Source organism: Rhodococcus wratislaviensis (assembly GCF_900455735.1).
Taxonomy (GTDB): Bacteria; Actinomycetota; Actinomycetes; order Mycobacteriales; family Mycobacteriaceae; genus Rhodococcus_F; species Rhodococcus_F wratislaviensis.
In genome coordinates this window covers 108,273-130,206 of sequence record NZ_UAUI01000007.1, presented here as the reverse complement: position 1 = coordinate 130,206, position 21,934 = coordinate 108,273, and the positions used below count along the sequence as shown (strand labels likewise).

At 69.0% G+C, this 21,934-nt stretch carries 22 protein-coding genes and 2 tRNA genes; 8 read left to right on the top strand and 16 right to left on the bottom strand.

Annotated elements, in window-relative coordinates:
* Window positions 1-7: 7 nt before the first annotated feature.
* A complete protein-coding gene (locus DTA22_RS11535) occupies window positions 8-1,135 on the bottom strand; it encodes an NDMA-dependent alcohol dehydrogenase (protein ID WP_005247847.1) in 1,128 nt (375 codons plus the stop codon).
* 110 nt (window positions 1,136-1,245) lie between these two features.
* Window positions 1,246-1,764, bottom strand: a complete 519-nt coding sequence (locus DTA22_RS11530; RefSeq protein ID WP_037226516.1) for a DinB family protein — start codon at window positions 1,762-1,764, stop codon at window positions 1,246-1,248.
* 65 nt (window positions 1,765-1,829) lie between these two features.
* Between DTA22_RS11530 and DTA22_RS11525 the strand changes: the two genes are divergently transcribed.
* The gene (locus tag DTA22_RS11525; protein ID WP_245973468.1) at window positions 1,830-2,663 is read left to right on the top strand and encodes an MBL fold metallo-hydrolase; all 834 of its coding nucleotides are present in this window, start codon (window positions 1,830-1,832) and stop codon (window positions 2,661-2,663) included.
* A gap of 16 nt (window positions 2,664-2,679) precedes the next feature.
* On the opposite strand, the gene DTA22_RS11520 is transcribed toward DTA22_RS11525, so the two are convergent.
* The 3 genes from DTA22_RS11520 to DTA22_RS11510 all read right to left on the bottom strand — a co-directional run bounded on the left by DTA22_RS11520 (window position 2,680) and on the right by DTA22_RS11510 (window position 4,612).
* Window positions 2,680-3,162, bottom strand: coding sequence for an adenosine-specific kinase (locus DTA22_RS11520; RefSeq protein ID WP_112299498.1), 483 nt, complete (start codon window positions 3,160-3,162; stop codon window positions 2,680-2,682).
* Between the two features lie 177 nt (window positions 3,163-3,339).
* Window positions 3,340-3,984, bottom strand: a complete 645-nt coding sequence (locus DTA22_RS11515; RefSeq protein ID WP_112299497.1) for a vitamin K epoxide reductase family protein — start codon at window positions 3,982-3,984, stop codon at window positions 3,340-3,342.
* Window positions 3,959-4,612 carry a DsbA family protein gene (locus DTA22_RS11510; protein WP_112299496.1) on the bottom strand — a complete coding sequence of 218 codons (654 nt, stop codon included), beginning with the start codon at window positions 4,610-4,612 and terminating at the stop codon, window positions 3,959-3,961. Before DTA22_RS11510 ends, DTA22_RS11515 begins: the two co-directional genes overlap by 26 nt.
* Before the next feature lie 143 nt (window positions 4,613-4,755).
* Between DTA22_RS11510 and DTA22_RS11505 the strand changes: the two genes are divergently transcribed.
* Window positions 4,756-5,169, top strand: a complete 414-nt coding sequence (locus DTA22_RS11505) for an ArsR/SmtB family transcription factor (protein WP_112299495.1) — start codon at window positions 4,756-4,758, stop codon at window positions 5,167-5,169.
* Window positions 5,162-7,150 carry a heavy metal translocating P-type ATPase gene (locus tag DTA22_RS11500; protein ID WP_112299494.1) on the top strand — a complete coding sequence of 663 codons (1,989 nt, stop codon included), beginning with the start codon at window positions 5,162-5,164 and terminating at the stop codon, window positions 7,148-7,150. Before DTA22_RS11505 ends, DTA22_RS11500 begins: the two co-directional genes overlap by 8 nt.
* Before the next feature lie 90 nt (window positions 7,151-7,240).
* Here DTA22_RS11500 and DTA22_RS11495 read toward each other — a convergent pair.
* The 3 genes from DTA22_RS11495 to DTA22_RS11485 form a co-directional block, all read right to left on the bottom strand.
* A tRNA-Ile gene (locus tag DTA22_RS11495) sits at window positions 7,241-7,314 on the bottom strand.
* A gap of 176 nt (window positions 7,315-7,490) precedes the next feature.
* Window positions 7,491-8,660, bottom strand: coding sequence for an AI-2E family transporter (locus DTA22_RS11490; RefSeq protein ID WP_112299493.1), 1,170 nt, complete (start codon window positions 8,658-8,660; stop codon window positions 7,491-7,493).
* A gap of 124 nt (window positions 8,661-8,784) precedes the next feature.
* A tRNA-Asn gene (locus tag DTA22_RS11485) sits at window positions 8,785-8,857 on the bottom strand.
* A gap of 138 nt (window positions 8,858-8,995) precedes the next feature.
* On the opposite strand from DTA22_RS11485, the gene DTA22_RS11480 reads away from it, so the two are divergent.
* Window positions 8,996-9,244 (top strand): hypothetical protein, encoded by a 249-nt coding sequence (locus DTA22_RS11480; protein ID WP_037226505.1) that lies wholly within the window; start codon window positions 8,996-8,998, stop codon window positions 9,242-9,244.
* 15 nt (window positions 9,245-9,259) lie between these two features.
* Here the strand turns inward: DTA22_RS11480 and dnaG are convergent, their stop codons facing one another.
* The 4 genes from dnaG to DTA22_RS11460 form a co-directional block, all read right to left on the bottom strand.
* Entirely contained in the window at window positions 9,260-11,194 is a 1,935-nt protein-coding gene (gene dnaG / locus DTA22_RS11475; protein WP_112299492.1) for a DNA primase, read from the bottom strand.
* A 48-nt stretch (window positions 11,195-11,242) separates the two neighbouring features.
* Window positions 11,243-12,448 carry a lipase family protein gene (locus tag DTA22_RS11470; RefSeq protein ID WP_174233789.1) on the bottom strand — a complete coding sequence of 402 codons (1,206 nt, stop codon included), beginning with the start codon at window positions 12,446-12,448 and terminating at the stop codon, window positions 11,243-11,245.
* Window positions 12,449-12,535: 87 nt separating this feature from the next.
* A complete protein-coding gene (locus DTA22_RS11465; RefSeq protein ID WP_005261214.1) occupies window positions 12,536-13,834 on the bottom strand; it encodes a deoxyguanosinetriphosphate triphosphohydrolase in 1,299 nt (432 codons plus the stop codon).
* A gap of 7 nt (window positions 13,835-13,841) precedes the next feature.
* Window positions 13,842-14,534 (bottom strand): YdcF family protein, encoded by a 693-nt coding sequence (locus DTA22_RS11460; protein ID WP_112299490.1) that lies wholly within the window; start codon window positions 14,532-14,534, stop codon window positions 13,842-13,844.
* 69 nt (window positions 14,535-14,603) lie between these two features.
* On the opposite strand from DTA22_RS11460, the gene DTA22_RS37025 reads away from it, so the two are divergent.
* Both DTA22_RS37025 and DTA22_RS11450 read left to right on the top strand, forming a co-directional pair.
* Window positions 14,604-16,673 carry a TPM domain-containing protein gene (locus tag DTA22_RS37025; protein ID WP_112299489.1) on the top strand — a complete coding sequence of 690 codons (2,070 nt, stop codon included), beginning with the start codon at window positions 14,604-14,606 and terminating at the stop codon, window positions 16,671-16,673.
* Between the two features lie 164 nt (window positions 16,674-16,837).
* On the top strand, window positions 16,838-17,512 hold the full coding sequence (locus DTA22_RS11450) for a hypothetical protein (protein WP_112299488.1): 675 nt from the start codon (window positions 16,838-16,840) through the stop codon (window positions 17,510-17,512).
* A gap of 7 nt (window positions 17,513-17,519) precedes the next feature.
* Here DTA22_RS11450 and DTA22_RS11445 read toward each other — a convergent pair whose 3' ends face one another.
* Window positions 17,520-18,911 (bottom strand): glycine--tRNA ligase, encoded by a 1,392-nt coding sequence (locus DTA22_RS11445; protein ID WP_112299529.1) that lies wholly within the window; start codon window positions 18,909-18,911, stop codon window positions 17,520-17,522.
* 222 nt (window positions 18,912-19,133) lie between these two features.
* Here DTA22_RS11445 and DTA22_RS11440 point away from each other — a divergent pair, with 222 nt between their 5' ends.
* On the top strand, window positions 19,134-19,478 hold the full coding sequence (locus tag DTA22_RS11440) for an ArsR/SmtB family transcription factor (RefSeq protein WP_016879990.1): 345 nt from the start codon (window positions 19,134-19,136) through the stop codon (window positions 19,476-19,478).
* 5 nt (window positions 19,479-19,483) lie between these two features.
* Window positions 19,484-19,909 (top strand): Fur family transcriptional regulator, encoded by a 426-nt coding sequence (locus tag DTA22_RS11435; protein ID WP_037226499.1) that lies wholly within the window; start codon window positions 19,484-19,486, stop codon window positions 19,907-19,909.
* Window positions 19,910-19,912: 3 nt separating this feature from the next.
* Here DTA22_RS11435 and DTA22_RS11430 read toward each other — a convergent pair whose 3' ends face one another.
* The 3 genes from DTA22_RS11430 to recO are packed head-to-tail and all read right to left on the bottom strand — an operon-like array spanning window position 19,913 to window position 21,901.
* A complete protein-coding gene (locus DTA22_RS11430) occupies window positions 19,913-20,314 on the bottom strand; it encodes a hypothetical protein (RefSeq protein WP_112299487.1) in 402 nt (133 codons plus the stop codon).
* Entirely contained in the window at window positions 20,311-21,120 is an 810-nt protein-coding gene (locus tag DTA22_RS11425) for an isoprenyl transferase (RefSeq protein ID WP_037226677.1), read from the bottom strand. Before DTA22_RS11425 ends, DTA22_RS11430 begins: the two co-directional genes overlap by 4 nt.
* Entirely contained in the window at window positions 21,086-21,901 is an 816-nt protein-coding gene (gene recO, locus DTA22_RS11420; RefSeq protein WP_037226495.1) for a DNA repair protein RecO, read from the bottom strand. Before recO ends, DTA22_RS11425 begins: the two co-directional genes overlap by 35 nt.
* Between the last annotated feature and the right edge of the window lie 33 nt (window positions 21,902-21,934).

Genomic DNA, 21,934 nt, shown 5'->3' with positions numbered 1-21,934 from the left:
CGAGCCGTCACCAGTCGGCTTCGGTGTACCGGATGACGCCGCGAATGTTCTTGCCGTCGAGCATGTCCTGATACCCGTCGTTGACGCCTTCGAGGGTGTAGGTGCGGGTGATCATGTCGTCGAGGTTCAGCTGCCCCGACTTGTACATGGCCAGCAGGTTCGGGATCTCGACCCGGGCGTTTCCGCCGCCGAAGATGGTGCCCTTCAGGTCCTTCTGCAGCATCGAGAAGAGGAACAGGTTCAGCTTGACGTCCATGTCGGTCATCGCGCCCATGGCCGTGACGACGCACGTGCCGAACTTGCTGGTGAGCAACAGGGCTTCCTCGACGTATTCGCCGTGCATCTCCCCGACCGTGATGATCGTCTTCTGCGCCATCAATCCGTTGGTGAGCGCGATGATCGGCTCGATTGCGGCCGCGGCACTCTCGAACGCGTGGGTGGCGCCGAACTTCAGCGCCTGTTCCCGCTTCCACGGCACCGGGTCGATGGCGAAGATCTGACGCGCTCCGGACGCCACCGCACCCTGCAGTGCACTCATGCCGACGCCGCCGACACCCATGATGACGACGGATTCGCCCGGCTTCACCTCCGCCATCCGCGTCGCCGAACCCCACCCGGTGGGTACGCCGCAGCCGACGAGGGCGGCGACGTCGAAGGGAATGTCCTTGTCGATCTTCACGACCGAAGTCTCGTGCACGACCATGTAGGGCGAGAACGTCCCGAGGAGACACATCGGGATGACGTTCTCCCCGCGCGCGTGGATACGGAAGGTGCCGTCGCTGATCGCCAGTCCGCTCAGGAGTCCCATTCCGAGGTCACAGAGATTCTGGTGTCCCGCCGAGCACGCCGGACAGCGTCCGCACGCGGGCACGAACGAGAGCACCACGTGGTCGCCGACTTCGAGATCCTTCACCTCCGGCCCCAGCTTGGTGATGACGCCGGACCCTTCGTGACCGCCCATCACCGGGAAGGACGCCATCGGCATCGACCCGGTGACGATGTGGTGGTCGGAGTGGCACATTCCGGCGGCTTCCATGCGAATCTGCACCTCGCCCGCAACCGGATCGCCGATCTCGATCTCCTCGACCGACCACGGCTCGTTCAGGCCCCACAGGATCGCACCCTTGGTCTTCATGTGACTCCCAACCCTTCATTCATGTCTGCGCATCTGCTGATGTGACGATAGACACAAACGGGCCGAATTGGAACACGTTCTACCGAATCGGGTCCGGGAATCCGAAACTGTTACCCCGACACGTCGTGGAGGTGGTGGATCGGATCGTGGACGAAGTACCTGGCCAGCGACTCCACCGTGAACGATGCGCCGTCGCTCCGCCGCCCGGTCCGCACCCGCAGTTCCGGCGCGACGGCCTCGAAGTCGTCCGCCACCGACGCGCCCGCCGCACGCAGTTCGGCGTCCACGACGGCCGGATCCTGCTCGTTGTAGCGCTCGGCGACCGCGGTCTCGTCCTGATCCCAGTTCGGGAACAGTGGATCCGTCTCGTCGAGGATGAGCCGGAGCCGGACGTCGAAGATCCGGAACACGTCGCGAACGTGTGCGGCGTACTCGAGCGCCGACCACGTCTGCTCGTCCGGCCGGACCGTCACGTCGGGGCGGGTGAGGACCGGCGACCATGCCTCCACGTTCTCCCGGACCAGACCCGGGATGTCCTCGTACCGGGTTGCCGCCGAGTCGAACCCGCAGTCGGGGCATGCCCGGTCCAGGACCCAGGTCCAGTTCTTCGTGTCGGGAGTGATCGCCATGGCGGTCATCGTAGAACGGCACAGATCCCGCCGTGCGGATGCCGCCCACCGGTACGGTCGCGAGCATGCACGCCACCTTCCTCGGTGTTTCCACGATCCTGTTGTCCGACGGCGAGACGTCGCTGATGACGGACGGGTTCTTCTCCAGACCGCCGCTCCTGCGATCGGTATTCCGGCCGCTGCGCCCCGACGGTGCCGCCGTCGACCGGGCTCTCACGCGAACTCGCACCGACCGCCTGGCCGCCGTCCTCGTCGCGCACTCGCACTACGACCACGCGATGGACTCCCCGACGGTGGCGAAACGCACCGGCGCGGAACTCGTCGGTTCACCGTCGACGCGTCACATCGCCGAGGGTTACGGGTTCGCGATGGACCGGTTCCGGACGATCCAGGTGCGAACTCCCCTGAGATACGGCGCATTCGAGGTGACGGCGCTGCCCGCCGAGCACAGCCCCCGGGCGAAGTTCCCGGGCACGATCGACCACGCGGTGCACCCGCCGGCGTCGATCGGCGAATACGCGCAGGGCGACTGCTTCTCGTTCCACTTCGCGCACCCCGACGGCCGCGTCCTCGTCCACGCCAGTGCGAACTTCGTGCCCGGCGCACTCGACGGATACGACGCCGACACCGTCTATCTCGGCATCGGCACACTCGGCAAGCAGTCCGACCGATTCCGCCGCGACTACTGGGACGCACTCGTGACCCGGACCGGCGCACGCCGCGTGATCCCGATCCATTGGGACAATTTCTGGAAGCCCCTGGACCGGCCGCTGACGCCGCTTCCCCGCTTCGCCGACAACGTCCGGCGGTCCGTGCGGTTCCTCACCGAGAGGGGCCTGGCCGCGGGGGTCGACGTGCAACTCCCCGTCGCCTGGGAACGCGTCGATCCGCTGGCCTAGTCCGGGCTCCGCTCGCTCAGAGCTTGTAGCCGATCGTCCGGAGCAACGCCTTGCGGTCGTCGACGTCGGCATCGGTCTCGACACCGGCGGGTGAGCGCCCGTCGATCACGCCGGCAATGCCGCGGCCGAGTTCCGTCTCGGCGACGATGATCTCGACAGGGTTGGCGGTCGCGCAGAAGATGCCGCACACCTCCGGCACCTGCTTCAGCGTGTTCAGGACGTTCACCGGGTAGCCGTCCTCCACGAACACGAAGAACGAGTGTCCCGCGCCGACCGCGACGGCGTTGCGGGTGGCCAACTCGACGAGACGGTCGTCGTTTCCGGAACAGCGCACGAGGCGAGGCCCCGACGCTTCGCAGAACGCGACACCGAACCGGAGGTGGGGGCTCACTCCCACCAGGGCCTCGTGCACGTCCTCGACGGTCTTGATGAAGTGGGACTGTCCGACGATCACGTTCATGTCGTCGGGCTTGTCGATCGCCACGATCTGCAGCTCCACGATGGCCTCCTCGGGTGCCTTTCAGTCTGCCCCGCCCCGGCACGGAGAACAACGACGCGGCCCCACGCACCCTCGACCACCTCATCGACGTGGGCCTACGACCCACTTCCCCGAGACCGAGCGGGACACCTGCCGTGAAAGGGACCACTGCGCGAGAGACGCCCGACGCGGCGCACGTCACAGCAGCCCGGACCAGTACGGCCAGAAGCGGTAGACGATCAGCCCGAGCAGTGCGAGCACCCAGACCGTGACGGGCACCAGGTGGTCGACGGTCGCCGCGGCGGCGGCCCGCTGCACCGGTGACGTCGGGCGGGCGGTGCGAAGGTTGCGGACCGTGACGTACCAGAAGAGCGGCACCGTCACCGCCCACACCACCATGCAGTACGGGCACAGGGCGCCGATGACGTAGAGGCTCTGAGCGATGAGCCAGTGCACGAACACCACCGCGGCGGCAAGACCGGCCTGCAGGACCAGCCAGAACCACCGTGCGACGCGGGCGCCGGCCAGCAGCGCGGCGCCGGCGGCCGCGACGACGGCGAAGCCGGCGATGCCGAGCAGCGAGTTCGGGAATCCGAACACCGCGGCCTGCTCGGTGGCCATCACCGAACCGCAGTTGAGCACCGGATTGATGCTGCAGGTCGGGACGTAGCTGGAATCGGCGGCGAGCGCGAACTTCTCGACGGTGAGCACGAACGAGGCGAACAGGCCGATCAGGCCGCCGACCAGCAACAGCCACGGCAGCACCCGCTCGAGACCGCGGACGCCGGGTGCGGCCGGCCCGGACGTCTCGACGGCGTCAGGCGAGCGCGGCGTCGAGGGCATCCTTCAGATCCTGGTAGCCGGCCGGCTCGAGCCGAACGCCGTCGACGAAGAACGTGGGCGTGCCCTGCACACCCAACGCGTGCCCGTCGGCGACATCGGCGTTGATCCGGTCGAGTGTGGCGGGAGCGGTGTAGGCGGCGTCGAACGCGGCCATGTCGAGGCCGAGGTCGACGGCGAAACCGCGAAACACCTCGTCCTTCGGGGCGCGCTGCTCACCCCACTCCGCCTGGGTCTCGTACATCCGCTGATACATCTGCTCGAACCTGCCCTGTTGCGCCGCGGCCTCGACCGCCCTCGCGGCCCGTTCGGCGTTGAAATGGGAGGGCAACGGGAAGTAGCGGACGACGAAACCGACCCGGTCTCCGTACTCGCGGCGCAACTGCTCGATCGCCGGATACACCGCCCGGCAGGCCTCGCACTCGAAGTCGAGGAATTCCACGAATGTCACCCGGCCATCGGGAGCGGAGGCCAGCCGACGGCTGTCCGGACGCGCCGCCACCGCCGCGGCCTCGGCTCCGCCGGCGGTCGGCCGACTGTCGGCGTCGGAGCGGTTGGCCAGCACCACCGCCGAAAGTCCGAGCACGAACACCACGATCAGGGCCAGTGAGAACGTGACGTTGCGGGTCATCGGGCACTCCACCCCGGGCACAGACCGGAAGCGGACGAAAGCGGCGAAGCGGACATGCGCGCCATACTAACGAGCGCTGAGATCGCCGAGATCGCCGGCCCGAGAGGGTTTCCGCCCATATCAACGCTCGTTAGTATATTGATATGACTCAGGAACGCGTCGATACCTGCGACCTGCTGTGCCTGGACCTTCCGCACGCCGAGCAGATCCGTGCCACGTTGCCGCCGCTGCGGCAGGTCGAGCCGGCCGCCGCCGCCGCCCGGGCACTGAGCGATCCCACCCGGCTGACGATCGCCACCGCCCTGTACTCCGGCGGTGAACTCTGCGTCTGCGACATGGCGTGGGTGGTCGTGCAGGCGCAGAACCTGGTCTCGCACCATCTGCGGCAACTCAAGATCGCCGACCTCGTCTCGTCCCGGCGGCACGGCCGGTTGGTGATGTACGCGCTGACCGACCGCGGTCACGGCTTGGTGCGCGCGGTACTCGGCGACGAACTCGCTTCGGCGACCACCGGACCCGAGAACAGTAACGACATTGCGGACGTCAGCCGTGGCTGACGCATGCTGCGGGCCTGCACCCGCGAGGCCGAACTCCGCCGGCGCGACGACATCCGATGACGGTCCGGAACGGCTGCGGCAGGTCCGCGAGCTGCAGTACGCGGCCATCGCTGCGGTCCTGCTCGGCGCCGGATGGCTCATCGGCACAGCCGGATCCGAGCGTGTGGCGACACTGCTCGCACTGCTCGCCGCCGTGGTCGCCGCGGTATCCTTCGTTCCCGGGGCGGTGCGGAATCTTCGGCACGGCCGGGTCGGGGTCGGCACCCTGATGACGATCGCCGCCATCGGCGCGATCGCACTCGGACAGATCCCCGAAGCCGCGATGCTCGGCGTCCTGTTCTCCATCGCCGAAGGCCTCGAGCACTACGCAGTGACCCGCACCCGCCGCGGACTGCGCGCCCTGCTGTCCCTCGTGCCGCCGACCGCGTCGGTCCTGCGCGAGGGCGCCGAGATCATCCTCGCTCCGGACGAACTGTCCATCGGCGACATCATGGTGCTGCGGCCCGGCGAGCGGGCAGCCACCGACGGGGTGATCCGGTCCGGACGAACCAGCCTGGACCTGTCCGCGATCACCGGCGAATCCGTCCCCATCGAGGCCGGCCCCGGTGACGAGGTGCATGCCGGGGCGATCAACGGCGGCGGTGCCGTCGAGGTACGGGTCACCGCACTCGCCGCCGACAGCTCGCTGGCACGGATCGTGCACATCGTCGAAGAGGCCCAGGAACGCAAGGGTGCCGGACAACGGCTCGCCGACCGGGTCGCCCGCCCTCTGGTCCCGGCGATCATGATCCTCGCCGCTCTGGTCGCCGGCCTCGGGTCCCTGCTCGGCGATGCGATGCTGTGGATCGAGCGGGCCCTGGTCGTGCTCGTCGCCGCCTCCCCCTGTGCCCTGGCGATCGCCGTACCGCTGACCGTTGTCGCCGCGATCGGCGCCTCCAGCCGACACGGCGCCCTCGTCAAGGGCGGAGCCGCACTCGAGGAACTCGGGCGCATCCGAGTCGTCGCGCTCGACAAGACCGGCACCCTGACCCGCAACACCCCGCAGGTCATCGCGGTGATCACCCGAAACGGGGTATCCGAGCACGACGCCCTCACCGCGGCCGCGGCGCTCGAAGCCCGCAGCGAACACCCCCTGGCGCAGGCCGTCCTCACCGCAGCACGTGACGTCACCGCCGCCGAGGACGTTACCGCCGTGCCCGGTCACGGGCTGCACGGCACCGTCGACGGAATCCCGCTTCGGCTCGGCAAACCCGGATGGATCGACCCCGGTGATCTCGCCGACGACGTCGCCCACCTCCAGGGCGAAGGCGCCACCGTGGTGCTCGTCGAGCGAGACACCACCGTCGTCGCGGCCATCGCGGTCCGCGACGAACTGCGCCCCGAGGCACCCGAGGCCGTCCATCGACTCCGGCGGATGGGCATCGACGTGGCCATGCTGACCGGCGACAACCGCCGCACCGCCGAGACACTCGCCGCCCAGGCCGGAATCTCCACCGTGCACGCCGAACTGCTCCCCGAAGACAAAGCAGCTCTGCTCCCCGCACTCGCCGGAGGCCGGAGAATCGCCATGGTCGGCGACGGCGTCAACGATGCCCCCGCACTCGCCACCGCCGACATCGGAATCGCGATGGGCGCCATGGGAACCGACGTCGCCATCGAAACCGCCGACGTCGCGCTCATGGGAGAGGACCTGCGCCATTTGCCCCAGGTCCTCGCGCACGCCCGCCGCGCCCGCCGCATCATGCTCCAGAACATCGGGCTGTCGCTGGCCATCATCGGTGTGCTCGTCCCGTTGGCCGCGACCGGTGTCCTCGGCCTGGCGACCGTGGTGTTCATCCACGAATTCGCCGAGGTCCTGGTCATCGTCAACGCCATCCGCGCCGCCGAGGCCGCCGCGCTACCCGGACTCACCGCAACCGGAGCGCGTCACGTGGACGTATGGATCCGTACACCACCGTTGGCGAAAGGGATCCGGAGTTGATCCGCCCGATTCTCTGACGGGTCTCGCGAACTGTCGACGAGCAGTGGCAGACACCGACTCGGCGGCGTCGGCACCGGCAGCCGATATCGGTGGGGCGGGCGGGGCTCGAACCCGCGACCAATGGATTATGAGTCCACGGCTCTAACCGACTGAGCTACCGCCCCATCGCCGCACTACTCGCGATCGCGGCGTGCCGATGTTACCGTGCGCCCGCCGTGGGCGCGTAGCCGGGACGAAGCCCGCCCTGACAGGACTTTTCGGGGTCGGCGGACCGGGGTTGTCGCATCCGCAGCCGATGCCGGGACGGACGGTGCCGATCCTCGCGTTCAACGTGGCCGGTCTACTCGTCCTCGCCGTCGCGGCGTTTGCCGTCGCTCGCGTGTGTGCGCGGTTCGACTGGCGCGACCGGCGCCGGCGCGTCGGCGACGAGTTCGTACCGTCGCCCGTACGTTTCGACGAGGGCCTCGATCGCGGCGACCACCGGCACCGACACCAGGGCGCCGACCGGGCCGAACAGCGAGGCGCCCACGATCACCGATCCGAACGCGACCGCGGGGTGGATCGAGACCGTCGCCGACGTGATGCGCGGGTGCAGCACGTAGTTCTCGATCTGCTGGTAGACGGTTCCGAACACGATCACCCACACACCGTCCATCGGCTGGGACGCGGCCGCGATGATCGCGGGGAGAGCGATCGCGAGGTAGGTGCCCAGGGTGGGGACGAACTGGGAGACGACGCCGGTCCACAGTGCCAGCGGAAGCCAGTAGGGCACGCCGATCGCCACGAGGAAGATGCCGGTGGCGACCGAACTCACCGCAGCGAGGATCAGCCGCGACACCACGTATCCGCCGGCCTTCTCGACCGAGATCTCCCAGACCACCGAGAAGACCCGCTGCTGCCGCGCCGGAAACCAGCTCGAGATCGTGCGGCGAAGGGCCGGCCCCTGCGCGGACATGTAGAACACGAACAGCAGCAGCGTCAGCATCTGGAACACGACGCCGAGCAGCGAGGACAACACACCCAGAACTCCCGGCGTGAATCGCTCGGCGAGGTCCCGGATGGTTTCGGGCGTGAGGTGGATCAGATCCTCACCGGTCGCGAAGTCGGTGTCGAACACACGATTGGACCAGTCGGTGACCGAGGACAACGCACCCGGCAGGGCCTTGAGGAGCTGAGCGAGTTGCTGGGCGAGCAGTGTCCCGAACAGCGCCAGGAATCCGATGGCGAAGACGAACAGTGCGAACAGCACCAGTCCGGTGGCGGCGCCGCGCCGCAAACCCCGGCGCTCGAGCCAGTCGACGACCGGTTCGATGGTGATACTGAACAACCACGCGAGGAACAGCAACCCCAGAAAGCTCCGCAGGTTGACGAACAGCCAACCCGACAGCTGGTAGGCGGCGACGGCCAGCAGAACGTAGAGGATCGAGGGCAGCAGCCACCGCGGGGCGTCGCTCGTGCCGAAGCGCCCGATCGACCCTGTCCGCTCGGTTTCGCCGCCGTCCTCGCTCATCGCACACCCCGCGGTCGATTGCTGCCGATACAGCGGGAATGTACTCGCCCGGGAGACGCACCGATCCGAATTGGCCGGGCGCAGCAGAAAACCCCGCCCGGACGAACCGGACGGGGTTTCGATGCTCCCCCGGCTGGACTCGAACCAGCAACCGTCCGATTAACAGTCGGAAGCTCTGCCAATTGAGCTACAGGGGATTATTCTGCTGTGCTTCGCCGTTCCCGGCGATGCGAGAGAAACTGTAGCGCATAGCCCCACCCCAGTACCAAATCGCCTGCCTGTCGACGCATCAGGCAGGATGGGTGCAGGTCGTTGTGCGTCGGGAGGAAGCGGGAATGATGCGGTTGTTGATCGGTATCGCTGCGGGGTACGTGCTGGGTACGCGAGCAGGACGTGCGCGTTACGAACAGATCAGCCGGGCCACCAAGGCCGTGGCCACCAGCCCGGCCACGAAGAAGGTGCTGCAGATGTCGCGTCAGAAGCTGTCCGACTCCCTGAACACTCAGCCGAAGCTCGAACCCATGAAGCCGCTCGACGAGGACACGACCATCCTGGTTCCCCAGGATCAGCTCAAGAAGAAGTAGCAGGCAGTAGCCGGTTCAGCCGGCCATCCCGTCCCGGTTGGTATCGCCGATCGCCTGATCGAGCAGGCTGCGGCGGTACTGCTCCAGGGCGACGAGGTCGCCGAGCAGTGAATGGAACTCGTCCGACGCCGTCGCCGGTGAGATGCGCTGCAGCTTGGACTTCAGTTCCGCCACCTGCTCCCCCACCCACACCTCCTGCAAGCGTGCGATCACGCCGGAAATGTATCGCGGCACGGTGTCCTCTTCGGCGGGCAACGGCTCGACGGCGAGTTCCGACACGAGCGACGCCGCGGTGACGTCGTCGACACCGCGGCTGACCGCGTCGACCCACTCGCCGCCGCCGAGTCCTGCGCTGGTGCCGCCGGACGCGATCATCGACTCACGGATCACGACATAGGTGGGATGCGTGAACGTCTCCACCGGCAGCGAGTCGAACACGGTGCCCGCGATCGACGGGTACTGCAATGCACCCTTCAGTGCCTCGCGCTGTGCCCACAACGTCGGATCGTTCGGCCGCGGCCGGGTGAGCCCGACCGGCAACTGCGGTGTGTCCTGGTCCGCGTCCCGGGCCGCCTTCTTCTTCAGCGGCGCGGGCAGCGACCCGCGGGTGGACGCCCGCTTGCGCGCCTCGTCCCGCACCCGTTGCCGGACCGCGGCGATGTCGTCCCAGCCCACCCAGCCGGACAATTGGACGGCGTAGCTGTCACGCAACGTCGCTTCCTTGATCTGGGCGACCACCGGCACGGTGCGCCGGAGCGCCTCGACCCGGCCCTCGGCGGTCTCGAGGTCGTGCTCGGTGAGAATCGACTTGACCACGAACTCGAACATCGGTGTGCGACGCGCCACCAGGTCGCGGACGGCGGCGTCACCGGACTTCTGCCGCAACTCGCACGGGTCCATGCCCTCGGGTGCCACGGCGACGAAGGTCTGCCCGGCCATCTTCTGGTCACCCTCGAACGCCTTCATCGCGGCGGCCTGGCCTGCGGCGTCCCCGTCGAACGTGTAGATGATCTCGCCGCGAAAGTAGCTGTCGTCCATCAGCAGTCGCCGCAGCATCGCGAGGTGGTCCTCACCGAAGGCGGTGCCGCAGGCGGCGACGGCGGTCTTGACCCCGGCCAGGTGCATCGCCATGACGTCGGTGTATCCCTCGACCACCACGGCCTGATGCCCCTTGGCGATGTCGCGCTTGGCGAGGTCGAGCCCGAACAGCACCTGAGACTTCTTGTACAGCATGGTTTCCGGCGTGTTGACGTACTTGCCGGGCATGGTGTCGTCGTCGAACAACTTGCGGGCACCGAACCCGATTACATCGCCGGACAGGTTCCGGATGGGCCAGAGCAGGCGCCGGTGGAAGCGGTCGATGTGACCGCGCCGCCCGGCTTTCGACAGGCCCGCGGCCTCGAGTTCCTTGACGTCGAAACCCTTGCCCAGCAGGTGCTTCGTGAGGATGTCCCAGCCATCGGGTGCATACCCGCACCCGAACTGCTGCGCGGCCTGCGCGTCGAAGTTCCGTTCCGTCAGGTAGTCGCGGGCGGCCTGCGCGTCGGGTTCCTGCAGGCGCGCCGAGTAGAACTCCTGCGCGGCCGCGTTCGCCGCGACCAGCCTCGAGCGGGTGCCGCGGTCGCGTTGCACCGAGGTGCCGCCGCCCTCGTACGAGATGGTGTAGTTCAACCGGTCGGCGAGCTGCTCGACGGCCTCGACGAAACTGATGTGGTCGATCTTCTGGAGGAAGGAGTAGACGTCGCCGCCCTCACCGCACCCGAAGCAGTGGTAGTGCCCGTGGTTGGGGCGGACGTGGAACGACGGCGACTTCTCGTCGTGGAACGGGCACAGCCCCTTCATGGAGTCGCCGCCCGCACGCTTGAGGGAGACGTACTCCCCCACGATGTCCTCGATCCGTGTGCGCTCGCGAATGGCCGCAACGTCACGATCAGGGATTCTGCCAGCCACGAACGACAGTCTAGGCGCTCCGCCGGAGCCCGAACTCCCCCCTCCAGGTCAGCAGTTCGACGGGGCGGGAATCCCGGCGAATCGGTCGCCGAGATAGCCGAATGCAGGGCCGGCACCGAGCATGGTGGCGGTACCGTGGTCGGCGCCCGGGATCACGTCGAACTGCACTCGCGCACCCTGTGAGCAGTACCGGGCGACGGTGTTCTGCACCGGCCCGATCGCGACGAGGGGGTCCGCGCTGCCGTGCCAGACGAACATCGGCGTCCTCGGGACTCCCGGATACAGTTCGACGCTGTTCTCGTCCATCACCGCGCGGCCGGACGGGTCGGCGAGAATACCGGGACCGTTGGTCAGGTCGGGCAGCGACTTCCCCGCACCGGCACCGAGGATCGAATCGGTGCACATGTTGCTCATCTGCGCCCGCAGGGCGAGTCCGTCGCCGTTGAGGCCGTCCCCGAGCGGTGAACGCGTCGGGTATTCACGCTCGAGCCCGATGGCGGCCGCGAACCCCAGCCCGAACGCCTGCGAGCGGGTGCCGCCCAGACGGTCGGCCAGTTCACCGATGTTGACCGGGGTGCCGCCCTGGGCGGCGCCCACGATGTTCAGTTCCGGGGCGTAGGTGGGTGCGAGTGCCGCAGCCCAGTTGGTCGCCATGGCGCCACCCGAGTAGCCCGCCAGCCCGATCGGACTGCCCCCGAGACCGGCCTCCGGGAGCCGCTGCGCGGCGCGGATGCCGTCGAGGACGAGCCTGCCGCCGAGTTTCGCGGCCCCGTACGCGCTGGTCGGTCCGAGGTGGTCGGGCACGGCGACGGCCCAGCCCCGCGCGAGCAGGGCGTTGAGGGCGGGCCCCTCTTGGATTCCGCCGTTGAACAGCTGATGCGACGGCGCGCACTCCAGCCCGAGCGCGTTGACGAACGGCTGATAGGACACGAGCGGCCGGTTCGCGGGAGCGCCGCGGGGTACCAGCACCGTGGTGACCGCGGCGATGGGCGCTCCGGCGGAGTTGGTCGACTTGTACTTCACCTGCCAGGCGTCGGCGGTGGGGAAACCCGTGGCGGCGACCGGTCGGCTCGCCAGCACGTCGCCGTCGGCGCGTGCCCCGACGTCGGCGGGCGCACCGTAGAACGGGTCGGGGTCCGCGAACGGGTACGCGGGCGCGGCCTGCGCCGCGGGTGGGGCAAGCAGGGCGGCACCGACCGCCACCGCCAGCGCTGCGGACGTCGAACCGATGATCTTGCGCACTGCAGACTTCATCCGGTCTCCCTGACCATTGGGGGGCGAGCTGTCTGTAGACCTATTCGTAGCACCGCGCCGGGCGGACGGGTCCGACTTCCGACTTTGTCAGCCCCAGCTCGCCTGGGCTCCCAGACTGGACTTGTCGACGCGTTCGAGCCTGCTCTCGGTGTAGGAGGCAATCTGGTCGACGACGACCCGGACCCGTGCGGGGTCGTCGGCCGCGGCGTTCCAGGCGGGAACCAGGATGGGGTCGAGACCGGCGGGTGCGGTCGCGAGCAGCCATTCGGCGACGCGGTGGACGCGGTCACGCTGGCGTGCCTGCCGCGCCCGGTGGCCGGCATCCGACATCACGTAGTTCAGGGCGAACGTCTTGAGCAGTGCCACCTCCGCCGCGACCACCGGCGGGACCACCAGGTCGGCGTCGTACCGGGCGACCGGCTTGTCGCCGTGGACGTCGCGGGTCCCGATGATCGCGGCGGTCGCGAACCGGCCGACGAGTTCGCTGGTGAGGTTCTTCAGGGCGACCGAACTGGTGAGCGTGCCGTCGTAGCTGCCCACCTCGACGACGACGGGCAGAAGACTCAACCGCGTCGCGGCCTCGACGAGTTCCTCGACGTCGAGTCCCGGGAACTCCGACGCACCGAACTCGGCGAGTGCCCGCTGATCCACCGGGTCGGCCAGCGAACGCAGATCGATGCGTCCGTCGATCACGCCGTCCTCGACGTCGTGCACGGAGTAGGCGACGTCGTCGGCCCAATCCATGACCTGCGCCTCGAGGCACTGGTGGCCGTCGGGGGCGCCCTCCCGGATCCACGCGAGCACGTCGGCGTCGTCGTCGTAGGCCCCGAACTTCGCGCCGGGGCGGGGCCGGGTCCACGGGTATTTGATCGCCGCGTCCAGCGACGCGCGGGTCAGGTTGAGCCCGGCACTGCTTCCGTCGGGGTAGAGCACCTTCGGTTCGAGGCTCGTGAGGATGCGCAGATTCTGGGCGTTGCCCTCGAACCCGCCGCAGCTTTCCGCGACCTCGTCGAGGGCCTTCTCCCCGTTGTGGCCGTACGGCGGGTGACCGATGTCGTGCGCGAGGCCGGCGAGGTCGACCAGATCGGGATCGCAGCCGAGACCGTCGGCGATCCCGCGGCCGATCTGCGCCACCTCGATCGAGTGCGTCAACCGCGTCCGCGGAGTGTCACCGTCCCGGGGGCCCACCACCTGCGTCTTGTCCGCGAGTCTGCGGAGGGCGGCCGAGTGCTGGACGCGGGCGCGGTCGCGGGAGAAGACGGAGCGGTGTTGCGCGGCGGCGATCTGACTGCCCGGGATCCCCGCCCGTTTCGGTGCCTCGCGGACCCGGCGGGCGACGTCGTGCGCGGAGTACACGTCGCCGAGTGGTGTCGTGTGTGCTGTCATCGAATGTCTACTGTCCCGCCGTGTAGGGGAAGTCGGCCGAGAAGTGGGTGAGCTGGTACCAGATCAACGCCCCTGTCTCCCGGGCGATTCCGTGCAACTGGGATTCGCGGGTGAACACGGCGGGCCCCTGCCGGGTGGGCGCCGTCCAGGCGTCGAGTCCGGCGTCGCGTGCCATCGTCCGGGTCCGCAGCGAATGCCAGGGGTCGCTGACGAGAACCGCCGAATCGATGCCCTGCTCCCCCATCGCCTCACTCACCGCCTCGATGCTGAGCAGGGTGTCGGAGCCCTCCTCGACCGCGGTGATGCTGTCGGCGGGGACGCCCCGCGAGATCAGGTAGTTCTTGCCGGACGCGGCCTCGGTGTACTCGTCGCCCTCCTGCTTGCCGCCGACCGTGATGACCTCGGGGGCCACCCCACGCTCGTACAGCTTGTACGCCTGCTCGAGCCGGGCCTCGAACACCGACGACGGGGTTCCCGAGTACTGGGCGGCGCCGAGCACGACGATCGCGTCGGCGGCGGACGTGTCGTCGATCCGCGCGACCTGCCACACCCGGACCGCGGTGCCGAGCACCAGCGCGGCGGCGAGGAGGACCACGCCGGCGATGATCCGGCGGGTCCACCGGGCCAGCGTGCCGGCGAACCCCAGGTGCGCGGGACGGCGCGGGAGGTCGTGGCGTTCACGGCTCGGTGCAGAATTCACTCCCTGATTCTGCCAGCTGTCGCCGAACTGTCCCGATGACGACTCGCCACACCCGATAGATTTGCTGCCATGCCACTCGCACCGCGCCTCGAGCAGACGCCGTCGTCCCGCCCCCGACTTCCCCGCGCTCGGCGGTTCGCCGCCCTCGGCGCCGTCTCCGCACTCCTGACTCTCGTGGCGATCCTGTTCTCTCCTGCGATCGCCTCGGCGGACGCACCGTTCCGTCTTCCCGGTCAGATCACGGACACCGTCGGCGTGCTCGACGCCGACCAGCAGAGCGACGTCCAGGCCGCGATCGACCAGCTGTACGACGAGCACAAGGTGCGGTTGTGGGTGGTGTACGTGCCCGACTTCAACGGGCTCGGCGCCGGTCCGTGGGCGGATCAGACGGCGCAGGCCTCCTCGCTCGGCGACCGCGACGCCCTGCTCGCGGTCGCGACGGTCGACCGCGAGTACGCCCTCATCGCGCCGGACGGGCTGTCGGAGATCACCAGCGACGAGGCCGAGTCGATCCGGGTGGATGCGGTGGAACCCGCTCTGCGCGAGGAGGACTGGGCCGGGGGCGCGATCGCCGCGGCGGGCGGGCTGGGCGACGCGATGACTCCGGGCGAGGGAATGTCGGTGCGCACTCTGCTGATCGGCGGCGGTGTGGTCGTCGTGGGTGCGGGCGGGGTCGTGCTGTATTCGCGGAAGAAGAAGCACGACCGCACCCGGGCCGGGGTCGAGGCGGCGCGCAGCATCAGCCCCGAGGACACGGCCGCGCTGACGGCACTCCCGCTGCCGACCCTGGACGAGCGCGCCAAGGAGGTGCTCGTCGAGACCGACGACGCGCTGCGCACGAGCCAGGAGGAACTCGAACTGGCCCGCGGCGAATTCGGCGAGCAGGCCACGGCGTCGTTCACGGCGGCGTTCGACAAGGCGAAGTCGACACTCGCGGCCGCGTTCACCGTCCGTCAGCGACTCGACGACGCGATTCCCGAGACCCCGCAACAGCAGCGGGAGATGCTCATCGACGTCATCACCTCGTGCGGGCGCGCCGACCGCGAACTCAACGAGAGGGTGCAGGAGTTCGACGGGCTCCGGGACCTGCTGATCAACGCCCCCGACCGACTCGACGCGCTCACCCGGGACATGGTCGCGCTGACCGTACGCATCCCCGATTCCACGCAGACTCTCGCCACCCTGCAGACCGAATTTCCCGCCGCCGCACTCGCTTCCGTCGCCCACAACGTGACGATGGCGGAGGAGCGGCTCGCGTTCGCGGAACGGGCCGTGGCCGACGGCCGGGACGCGATCACGCTGCCGCCCGGAAAGCAGGGGCCGGCGGTGTCGGCGATCCGCGGAGCCGAGGGCGCCCTCGAACAGGCCCGGACGCTGCTCGACGCCGTCGACCACGCCGCGGAGGACATCCGGCACGCCATCGCCACGCTGCCGGCCGCGATCACCGACGTGGAGGCCGGGATCGCGGCCGCGGCCCAGTTCACCGAGCAGGGCGGGGACCGGCTCGCGTCGGCCCGCGCCGCGGCCGAGACAGCGCTGGCGGCGGCCCGGACCGCCGCGGACACCGACCCGCTCGGCAGCTTCACCCAGATCGTCAAGGCAGACGCGGAACTCGACGCCGTCCTCGCCGAGGCGCAGGAATCCCGGCAGCAGGCCGAGCGTGCACAGCAGCGTCTCGCGCAGGACCTCACAGCCGCCCAGTCGCAGGTCACGGCGGCGTCGGACTTCATCGGCACCCGGCGCGGCGCGGTGGGAGCGGACGCCCGGACCCGCCTCACCGAGGCGCAGCGGCACCTGGCGGGCGCACAGCAACTGCGCCCCACCGACCCCTCGCGCGCGCTGCAGCACGCTCAGGCCGCGGCCGGGCTGGCAGCCGACGCACTGCGCCTGGCGCAGAACGACGTGAGCCGCTGGGAGTCCCGCCAGCGCCCCGGGCCCGGAAGCGGTGGCGGTGGCGGTGGCGGGAATGCCACCGGAGCGATCCTCGGCGGCATTCTGATCGACAGCATCCTGCGCGGCGGGTTCAGCGGCGGCGGCAACTGGGGAAGCCGGGGCTCCGGCGGCGGCCGCAGCAGCGGTCCGCGGTCCTTCGGCGGGCCGAGCAGCTCCGGCCGGATCAGTGGGGGCGGCCGATTCTGACGGCTTCCCGAGTCTCGGTCGTACTCGCCTGCGTCGCGGCCACCGCCGGCGGCGTCCTGTCGAGCTGTGCAGGCGACGACCGGACCGCGGACGCACCGGCGAGCCCCCTGTCGGCGGAGGCCTACCGCAGCCGGGAGGACGACGCGGCGGGCGGCCGGATTCACGTGCGGATAACGAACACCGGCGACGCACCCGTCGCCGTGACGTCCGTGGCGTTGGACAGTCCCGGCTTCGAGGCTGCGCCCGCGACCCGACGCGAGGTCGAACTCGGCCCCGGCAACCGGATCGACGTCGAGGCCGAGTACGGCACGGTCCGCTGCGACACTCCCCCGGAGCCGGCGTACGCCCTGATCGGTGTCGCCGATCCGAGCGTGTCACCCGTGCGGGTGCCACTCGCGGCCCCGTACGACGTCCTCGGCCGGATTCACGACGGCGACTGCGCCGCACAGGATCTGGCGCGGGCCGTACCGGTGACACTGATTCCGGCGGCGGCTCCGCCCGAGCCGACCGCGCCCCTCCCCGCACAGCTCGTCGTGAGCCGGGGAACGGCGTCGGGTGACGTCCGGGTGGACGAGATCGGCGGCAGCGTCCTGTACGCGCTGCACGGCGCGCTGCCCGCCACCATGCGGGCGGACGAGGACCGGCTGAGCGTCGACATCACGATCGATGCGGCGCGCTGCGATCCCCACGCCCTCGCGGAAGCGAAGAAGCCCTTCGTCTTTCCGCTGTGGATCGCCGTCGGCTCCTCGGCACCGGAATACTCGCGCATCCCGGTGTCCGAGGAGAACCGGCGAATCCTGACGAACTATCTGACCGTCACCTGCGGCGCGCGCAGGTGACGGTGGATCAGGAACCGATGAGGCGCTGCGCCAGGTAGCCCTCGACCTGGTCGAGCGCGACCCGCTCCTGAGCCATGGAGTCACGCTCACGGACGGTCACAGCGTGGTCCTCGAGCGTGTCGAAATCCACGGTGATGCAGAACGGGGTGCCGATCTCGTCCTGACGGCGGTAGCGGCGGCCGATCGCGCCGGCGTCGTCGAACTCGACGTTCCAGTGCTGACGCAGCGTCGCCGCGAGATCCTTCGCCTTCGGCGTCAGGTCCGCGTTACGCGACAGCGGCAGGACCGCGGCCTTCACCGGGGAGAGACGACGGTCCAGACGCAGCACGGTCCGCTTGTCGACGCCGCCCTTCGCGTTCGGCGCCTCGTCCTCGGTGTACGCGTCGACGAGGAACGCCATCAGCGAACGCGTGAGACCGGCCGCCGGCTCGATGACGTACGGCGTGTACCGCTCACCGGTGGCCTGGTCGTAGTAGTTGAGGTCGGTGCCCGAGTGCTTCGAGTGGGTCGACAGGTCGAAGTCGGTGCGGTTGGCCACACCCTCGAGCTCGCCCCACTCGCTGCCCTGGAAGTGGAAGCGGTACTCGATGTCGACGGTGCGCTTGGAGTAGTGCGACAGCTTGTCCTGTGCGTGCTCGTACAGACGCAGGTTGTCCTTGTTGATGCCGAGCCCGGTGTACCAGTCCATGCGGTAGTCGATCCAGTACTGGTGCCACTCTTCGTCCTCGCCGGGCTTGACGAAGAATTCCATCTCCATCTGCTCGAACTCGCGGGTGCGGAAGATGAAGTTTCCGGGCGTGATCTCGTTGCGGAAGCTCTTGCCGATCTGGCCGATGCCGAACGGCGGCTTCTTGCGCGACGTGGTGAGGACATTCGCGAAGTTCACGAAGATGCCCTGCGCGGTCTCCGGGCGAAGGTAGTGCATGCCCTCTTCGCTCTCGACCGGGCCGAGGTACGTCTTGAGCATCATGTTGAAGTCGCGGGGCTCGGTCCACTGACCGACCGTGCCGCAGTCGGGGCAGCCGACGACGTCCATCGGGACGTCGTCCGGGTTGTCGAGGCCCTTCTTCTCCGCGTACGCCTCCTGCAGGTGGTCCTGCCGGTGGCGCTTGTGACAGTTGAGGCACTCGACCAGCGGGTCGTTGAACACGCCGACGTGACCGGACGCCACCCACACCTCGCGCGGCAGGATGACCGAGGAGTCGAGGCCGACGACGTCCTCGCGGCTGGTGACCATGTTGCGCCACCACTGCTTCTTGATGTTCTCCTTGAGCTCGACGCCCAAGGGGCCGTAATCCCAGGCCGACTTCGTGCCTCCGTAGATCTCACCGCACGGGTAGACCAGGCCACGACGCTTGGCGAGATTGACGACGGTTTCGACTTTGGACTTCGGTGCCACTCGGGTGCTCTCCATCTGGGTAATAGATGCATGGTTCACGTGCGCTTTTCGGAGCCCAGCCTATCTGCCCGATCGCAGTCGGTTCACCCACCCGGTTGACATGCGTATTCGTGCATATCAAAATGGAATCGATTTGCAATAAGGTGAGGGTGATCCTCCCGGGGCCGACGGCCTCGCGGCCACGGTCCCGTCCATTGTCCGGCACACCGAAGGAGATCACTGGTGAGCGTCATCGATCCCGGGGATCTGCATCCGTTCGAGGCGGCGGCGCCCGCTCCCGTGCCGTCGAAGGAGACCCTTGCGGCGGCCGGCGACATCCTGCGCGCCCTCGCGGCCCCCGTCCGGATCGCGATCGTCCTCCAACTCCGCGAATCGGAACGGTGCGTGCACGAACTCGTCGGCGCACTCGGAGTGACGCAGCCACTGATCAGCCAGCATCTTCGCGTACTCAAGGCCGCGGGTGTCGTGCGCGGCGAACGCACCGGACGTGAGGTCCTCTACCGCCTGGTGGACGACCACCTCGCCCACATCGTCGTGGACGCCGTCGCGCACGCCGAGGAAGGATAGAAGCCTTGACCCAGAACACCGGCCAGCGCAAGCCCGTCGTCGTGGGAGTACGCGCGACCAAGCAGCGCAGCGCCATCTCCGCGCTCCTCGACGACATCGAGGAGTTCCGGTCGGCGCAGGAACTGCACGACGAACTCCGCAAGCGCGGCGAAGGCATCGGGCTGACCACCGTCTACCGCACCCTGCAGACGCTCGCCGACGCCGGAACGGTCGACGTCCTGCGCACCGACACCGGCGAATCCGTGTACCGGCGCTGCTCGTCCGGACATCACCATCACCTCGTCTGCCGTGCCTGCGGCTACACCGTCGAGGTCGAGGGGCCCACTGTCGAGCAGTGGTCGCAGTCGATCGCCGACGCCCACGCCTTCTCCGACGTCAGCCACACCATCGAGATCTTCGGCCTCTGCAAGGACTGCACCGCGACGCAGTGAGCGTCAGGGGATCAGGCCCTGCCGGGCGGTGTCCGCGCCGCTCAGCACGAGAAGCAGCATCGTGGTCAATGCCTCGTCCTCGAGCCCGGCGGCGGGGAACGTGTAGCGCAGGATGACGTCCGCGAGCCGGCCGTGACCGAACACCGCGATCGAACCGAACTGCAGTGCGCTGTTCCGTTCCGCGACCTTCTTGTGCATCGACGCGCTGACCGGACGATCCCAGGCCAGCACGCACGTCATCGACAGCACATCGAGACCCTCGGTGAGAGTCATCGCACTGATCGAGCACAGCGCCCCGGCATACTCGAAGCTCAGCGAGCCGTCGTCCGCCCGGGCGACGGTGGCGAAGTGCTCGAGCGCGTCCGCCGCCCGCCCGAGCAGCGCGGGCGCCCCGTCGACGGTCATTTCACCCCACCGAACCGACGGTCACGCGACGCGTACTCGACACACGCCGCCCACAGGTCCCTGCGGTCGAAATCAGGAAACAGCTTCTCCTGGTACACCATCTCGGCGTAGGCCGACTGCCAGATCAGGAAGTTGGACGTGCGCTGCTCGCCGGACGGCCGGAGGAACAGGTCGACGTCCGGCATGTCCGGCTCGTCGAGGTACCGGGCCACGGTCGCCTCGGTGATCTTCTCCGGGTCGAGCTGTCCCGCCGCGACCCGCCTGCCGATCTCCTTCGCCGCGTCCGCGATCTCCGCGCGCCCGCCGTAGTTGACGCACATGGTCAGGTTCATGACCGTGTTGTGCTTCGTGAGCTCCTCGGCGATTTCGAGTTCCTTGATGACGCTGCGCCACAGCTTGGGCCGGCGTCCCGCCCACCGCACGCGCACCCCCATCTCGTGCATCTCGTCGCGGCGACGCCGGATCACGTCGCGGTTGAACCCCATCAGGAAGCGGACCTCCTCGGGGCTGCGCTTCCAGTTCTCGGTGGAGAACGCGTACGCCGACAACCATTCGACGCCCATCTCGATGCACCCGCAGACGGCGTCCATCAACACGGCTTCGCCGCGTTCGTGGCCCGCGGTCCGGGGCAGCCCCCGCTCCTGCGCCCAGCGGCCGTTGCCGTCCATCACCAGCGCGATGTGCCGGGGCACGAGTTCGGGTTGCAGGCCCGGCGGGCGGGCGCCCGAGGGGTGCGGGTCCGGCGGCCGGATCTGGCGCTCGGCCCCGGAACTATGCGGGGCTCGAGGTTCGCGTCGTCGAATCACGGTCCCCATCCTGCCTGACCGAATCCTCAACCCCTACCGCCGCATGCGGCCGTGCGCGTTCGATCAGCGGGAGGGTGCGGAGTTGCCGTTCGAGGTGCCACTGCAGATGCGCCGCGACGAGACCACTGGCCTGCCCCCGCAACGACTCCGGCACCTGCTCCGTGCTCGCCCAGTCGCCGCGGATCAGCGCATCCATCAGGTCGAGGACACCCGGCGACGGGGTGGCGGCGCCCGGCGGCCGGCAATGGACGCACACCGCTCCCCCGGCGGCCACGTGGAATGCCCGGTGCGGCCCGGGTGCGCTGCACCGCGCGCAGTCGTCGAGGGCGGGGGCCCACCCCGCAAAACCCATGGCCCGCAACAGGAAGGCGTCGAGGATCAGCTCGCAGGGGCGGTGGTGCTCGGCGACGGCCCGCAGCGCTCCCACCGTCAGGCGATGCAGTTGCGGCGCCGGGGCCCGTTCCTCACCGGCGAGACGTTCGGCGGTCTCGAGGATCGCGCACGCCGTGGTGTACCGGGAGTAGTCGTCGACGATGTCGGTCGCGAACGCGTCGACCGTCTGGACCTGGGTGACGATGTCGAGGTTGCGGCCCGGGTAGAGCTGCACGTCGATGTGCGCGAACGGCTCGAGCCGGGCACCGAACTTGGACTTCGTGCGGCGCACCCCCTTGGCGACCGCGCGCACCAGACCGTGCTGCCGGGTGAGGAGTGTGACGATACGGTCGGCCTCGCCCAGCTTGTGCTGGCGCAGGACCACCGCATTGTCTCGATACAACCTCACCGGTCCAGTCTCCCACGTCGAGGCGACCGCATT

What these genes read in the sequence shown, in the direction of transcription:
- DTA22_RS11535 (WP_005247847.1), bottom strand. Translation starts at nt 1,135, where the DNA reads ATGAAGACCAAGGGTGCGATCCTGTGGGGCCTGAACGAGCCGTGGTCG.
- DTA22_RS11530 (WP_037226516.1), bottom strand. Translation starts at nt 1,764, where the DNA reads ATGGCGATCACTCCCGACACGAAGAACTGGACCTGGGTCCTGGACCGG.
- DTA22_RS11525 (WP_245973468.1), top strand. Translation starts at nt 1,830, where the DNA reads ATGCACGCCACCTTCCTCGGTGTTTCCACGATCCTGTTGTCCGACGGC.
- DTA22_RS11515 (WP_112299497.1), bottom strand. Translation starts at nt 3,984, where the DNA reads ATGCCCTCGACGCCGCGCTCGCCTGACGCCGTCGAGACGTCCGGGCCG.
- DTA22_RS11510 (WP_112299496.1), bottom strand. Translation starts at nt 4,612, where the DNA reads ATGACCCGCAACGTCACGTTCTCACTGGCCCTGATCGTGGTGTTCGTG.
- DTA22_RS11505 (WP_112299495.1), top strand. Translation starts at nt 4,756, where the DNA reads ATGACTCAGGAACGCGTCGATACCTGCGACCTGCTGTGCCTGGACCTT.
- DTA22_RS11490 (WP_112299493.1), bottom strand. Translation starts at nt 8,660, where the DNA reads ATGAGCGAGGACGGCGGCGAAACCGAGCGGACAGGGTCGATCGGGCGC.
- DTA22_RS11480 (WP_037226505.1), top strand. Translation starts at nt 8,996, where the DNA reads ATGATGCGGTTGTTGATCGGTATCGCTGCGGGGTACGTGCTGGGTACG.
- DTA22_RS11470 (WP_174233789.1), bottom strand. Translation starts at nt 12,448, where the DNA reads ATGAAGTCTGCAGTGCGCAAGATCATCGGTTCGACGTCCGCAGCGCTG.
- DTA22_RS11465 (WP_005261214.1), bottom strand. Translation starts at nt 13,834, where the DNA reads ATGACAGCACACACGACACCACTCGGCGACGTGTACTCCGCGCACGAC.
- DTA22_RS37025 (WP_112299489.1), top strand. Translation starts at nt 14,604, where the DNA reads ATGCCACTCGCACCGCGCCTCGAGCAGACGCCGTCGTCCCGCCCCCGA.
- DTA22_RS11430 (WP_112299487.1), bottom strand. Translation starts at nt 20,314, where the DNA reads ATGACCGTCGACGGGGCGCCCGCGCTGCTCGGGCGGGCGGCGGACGCG.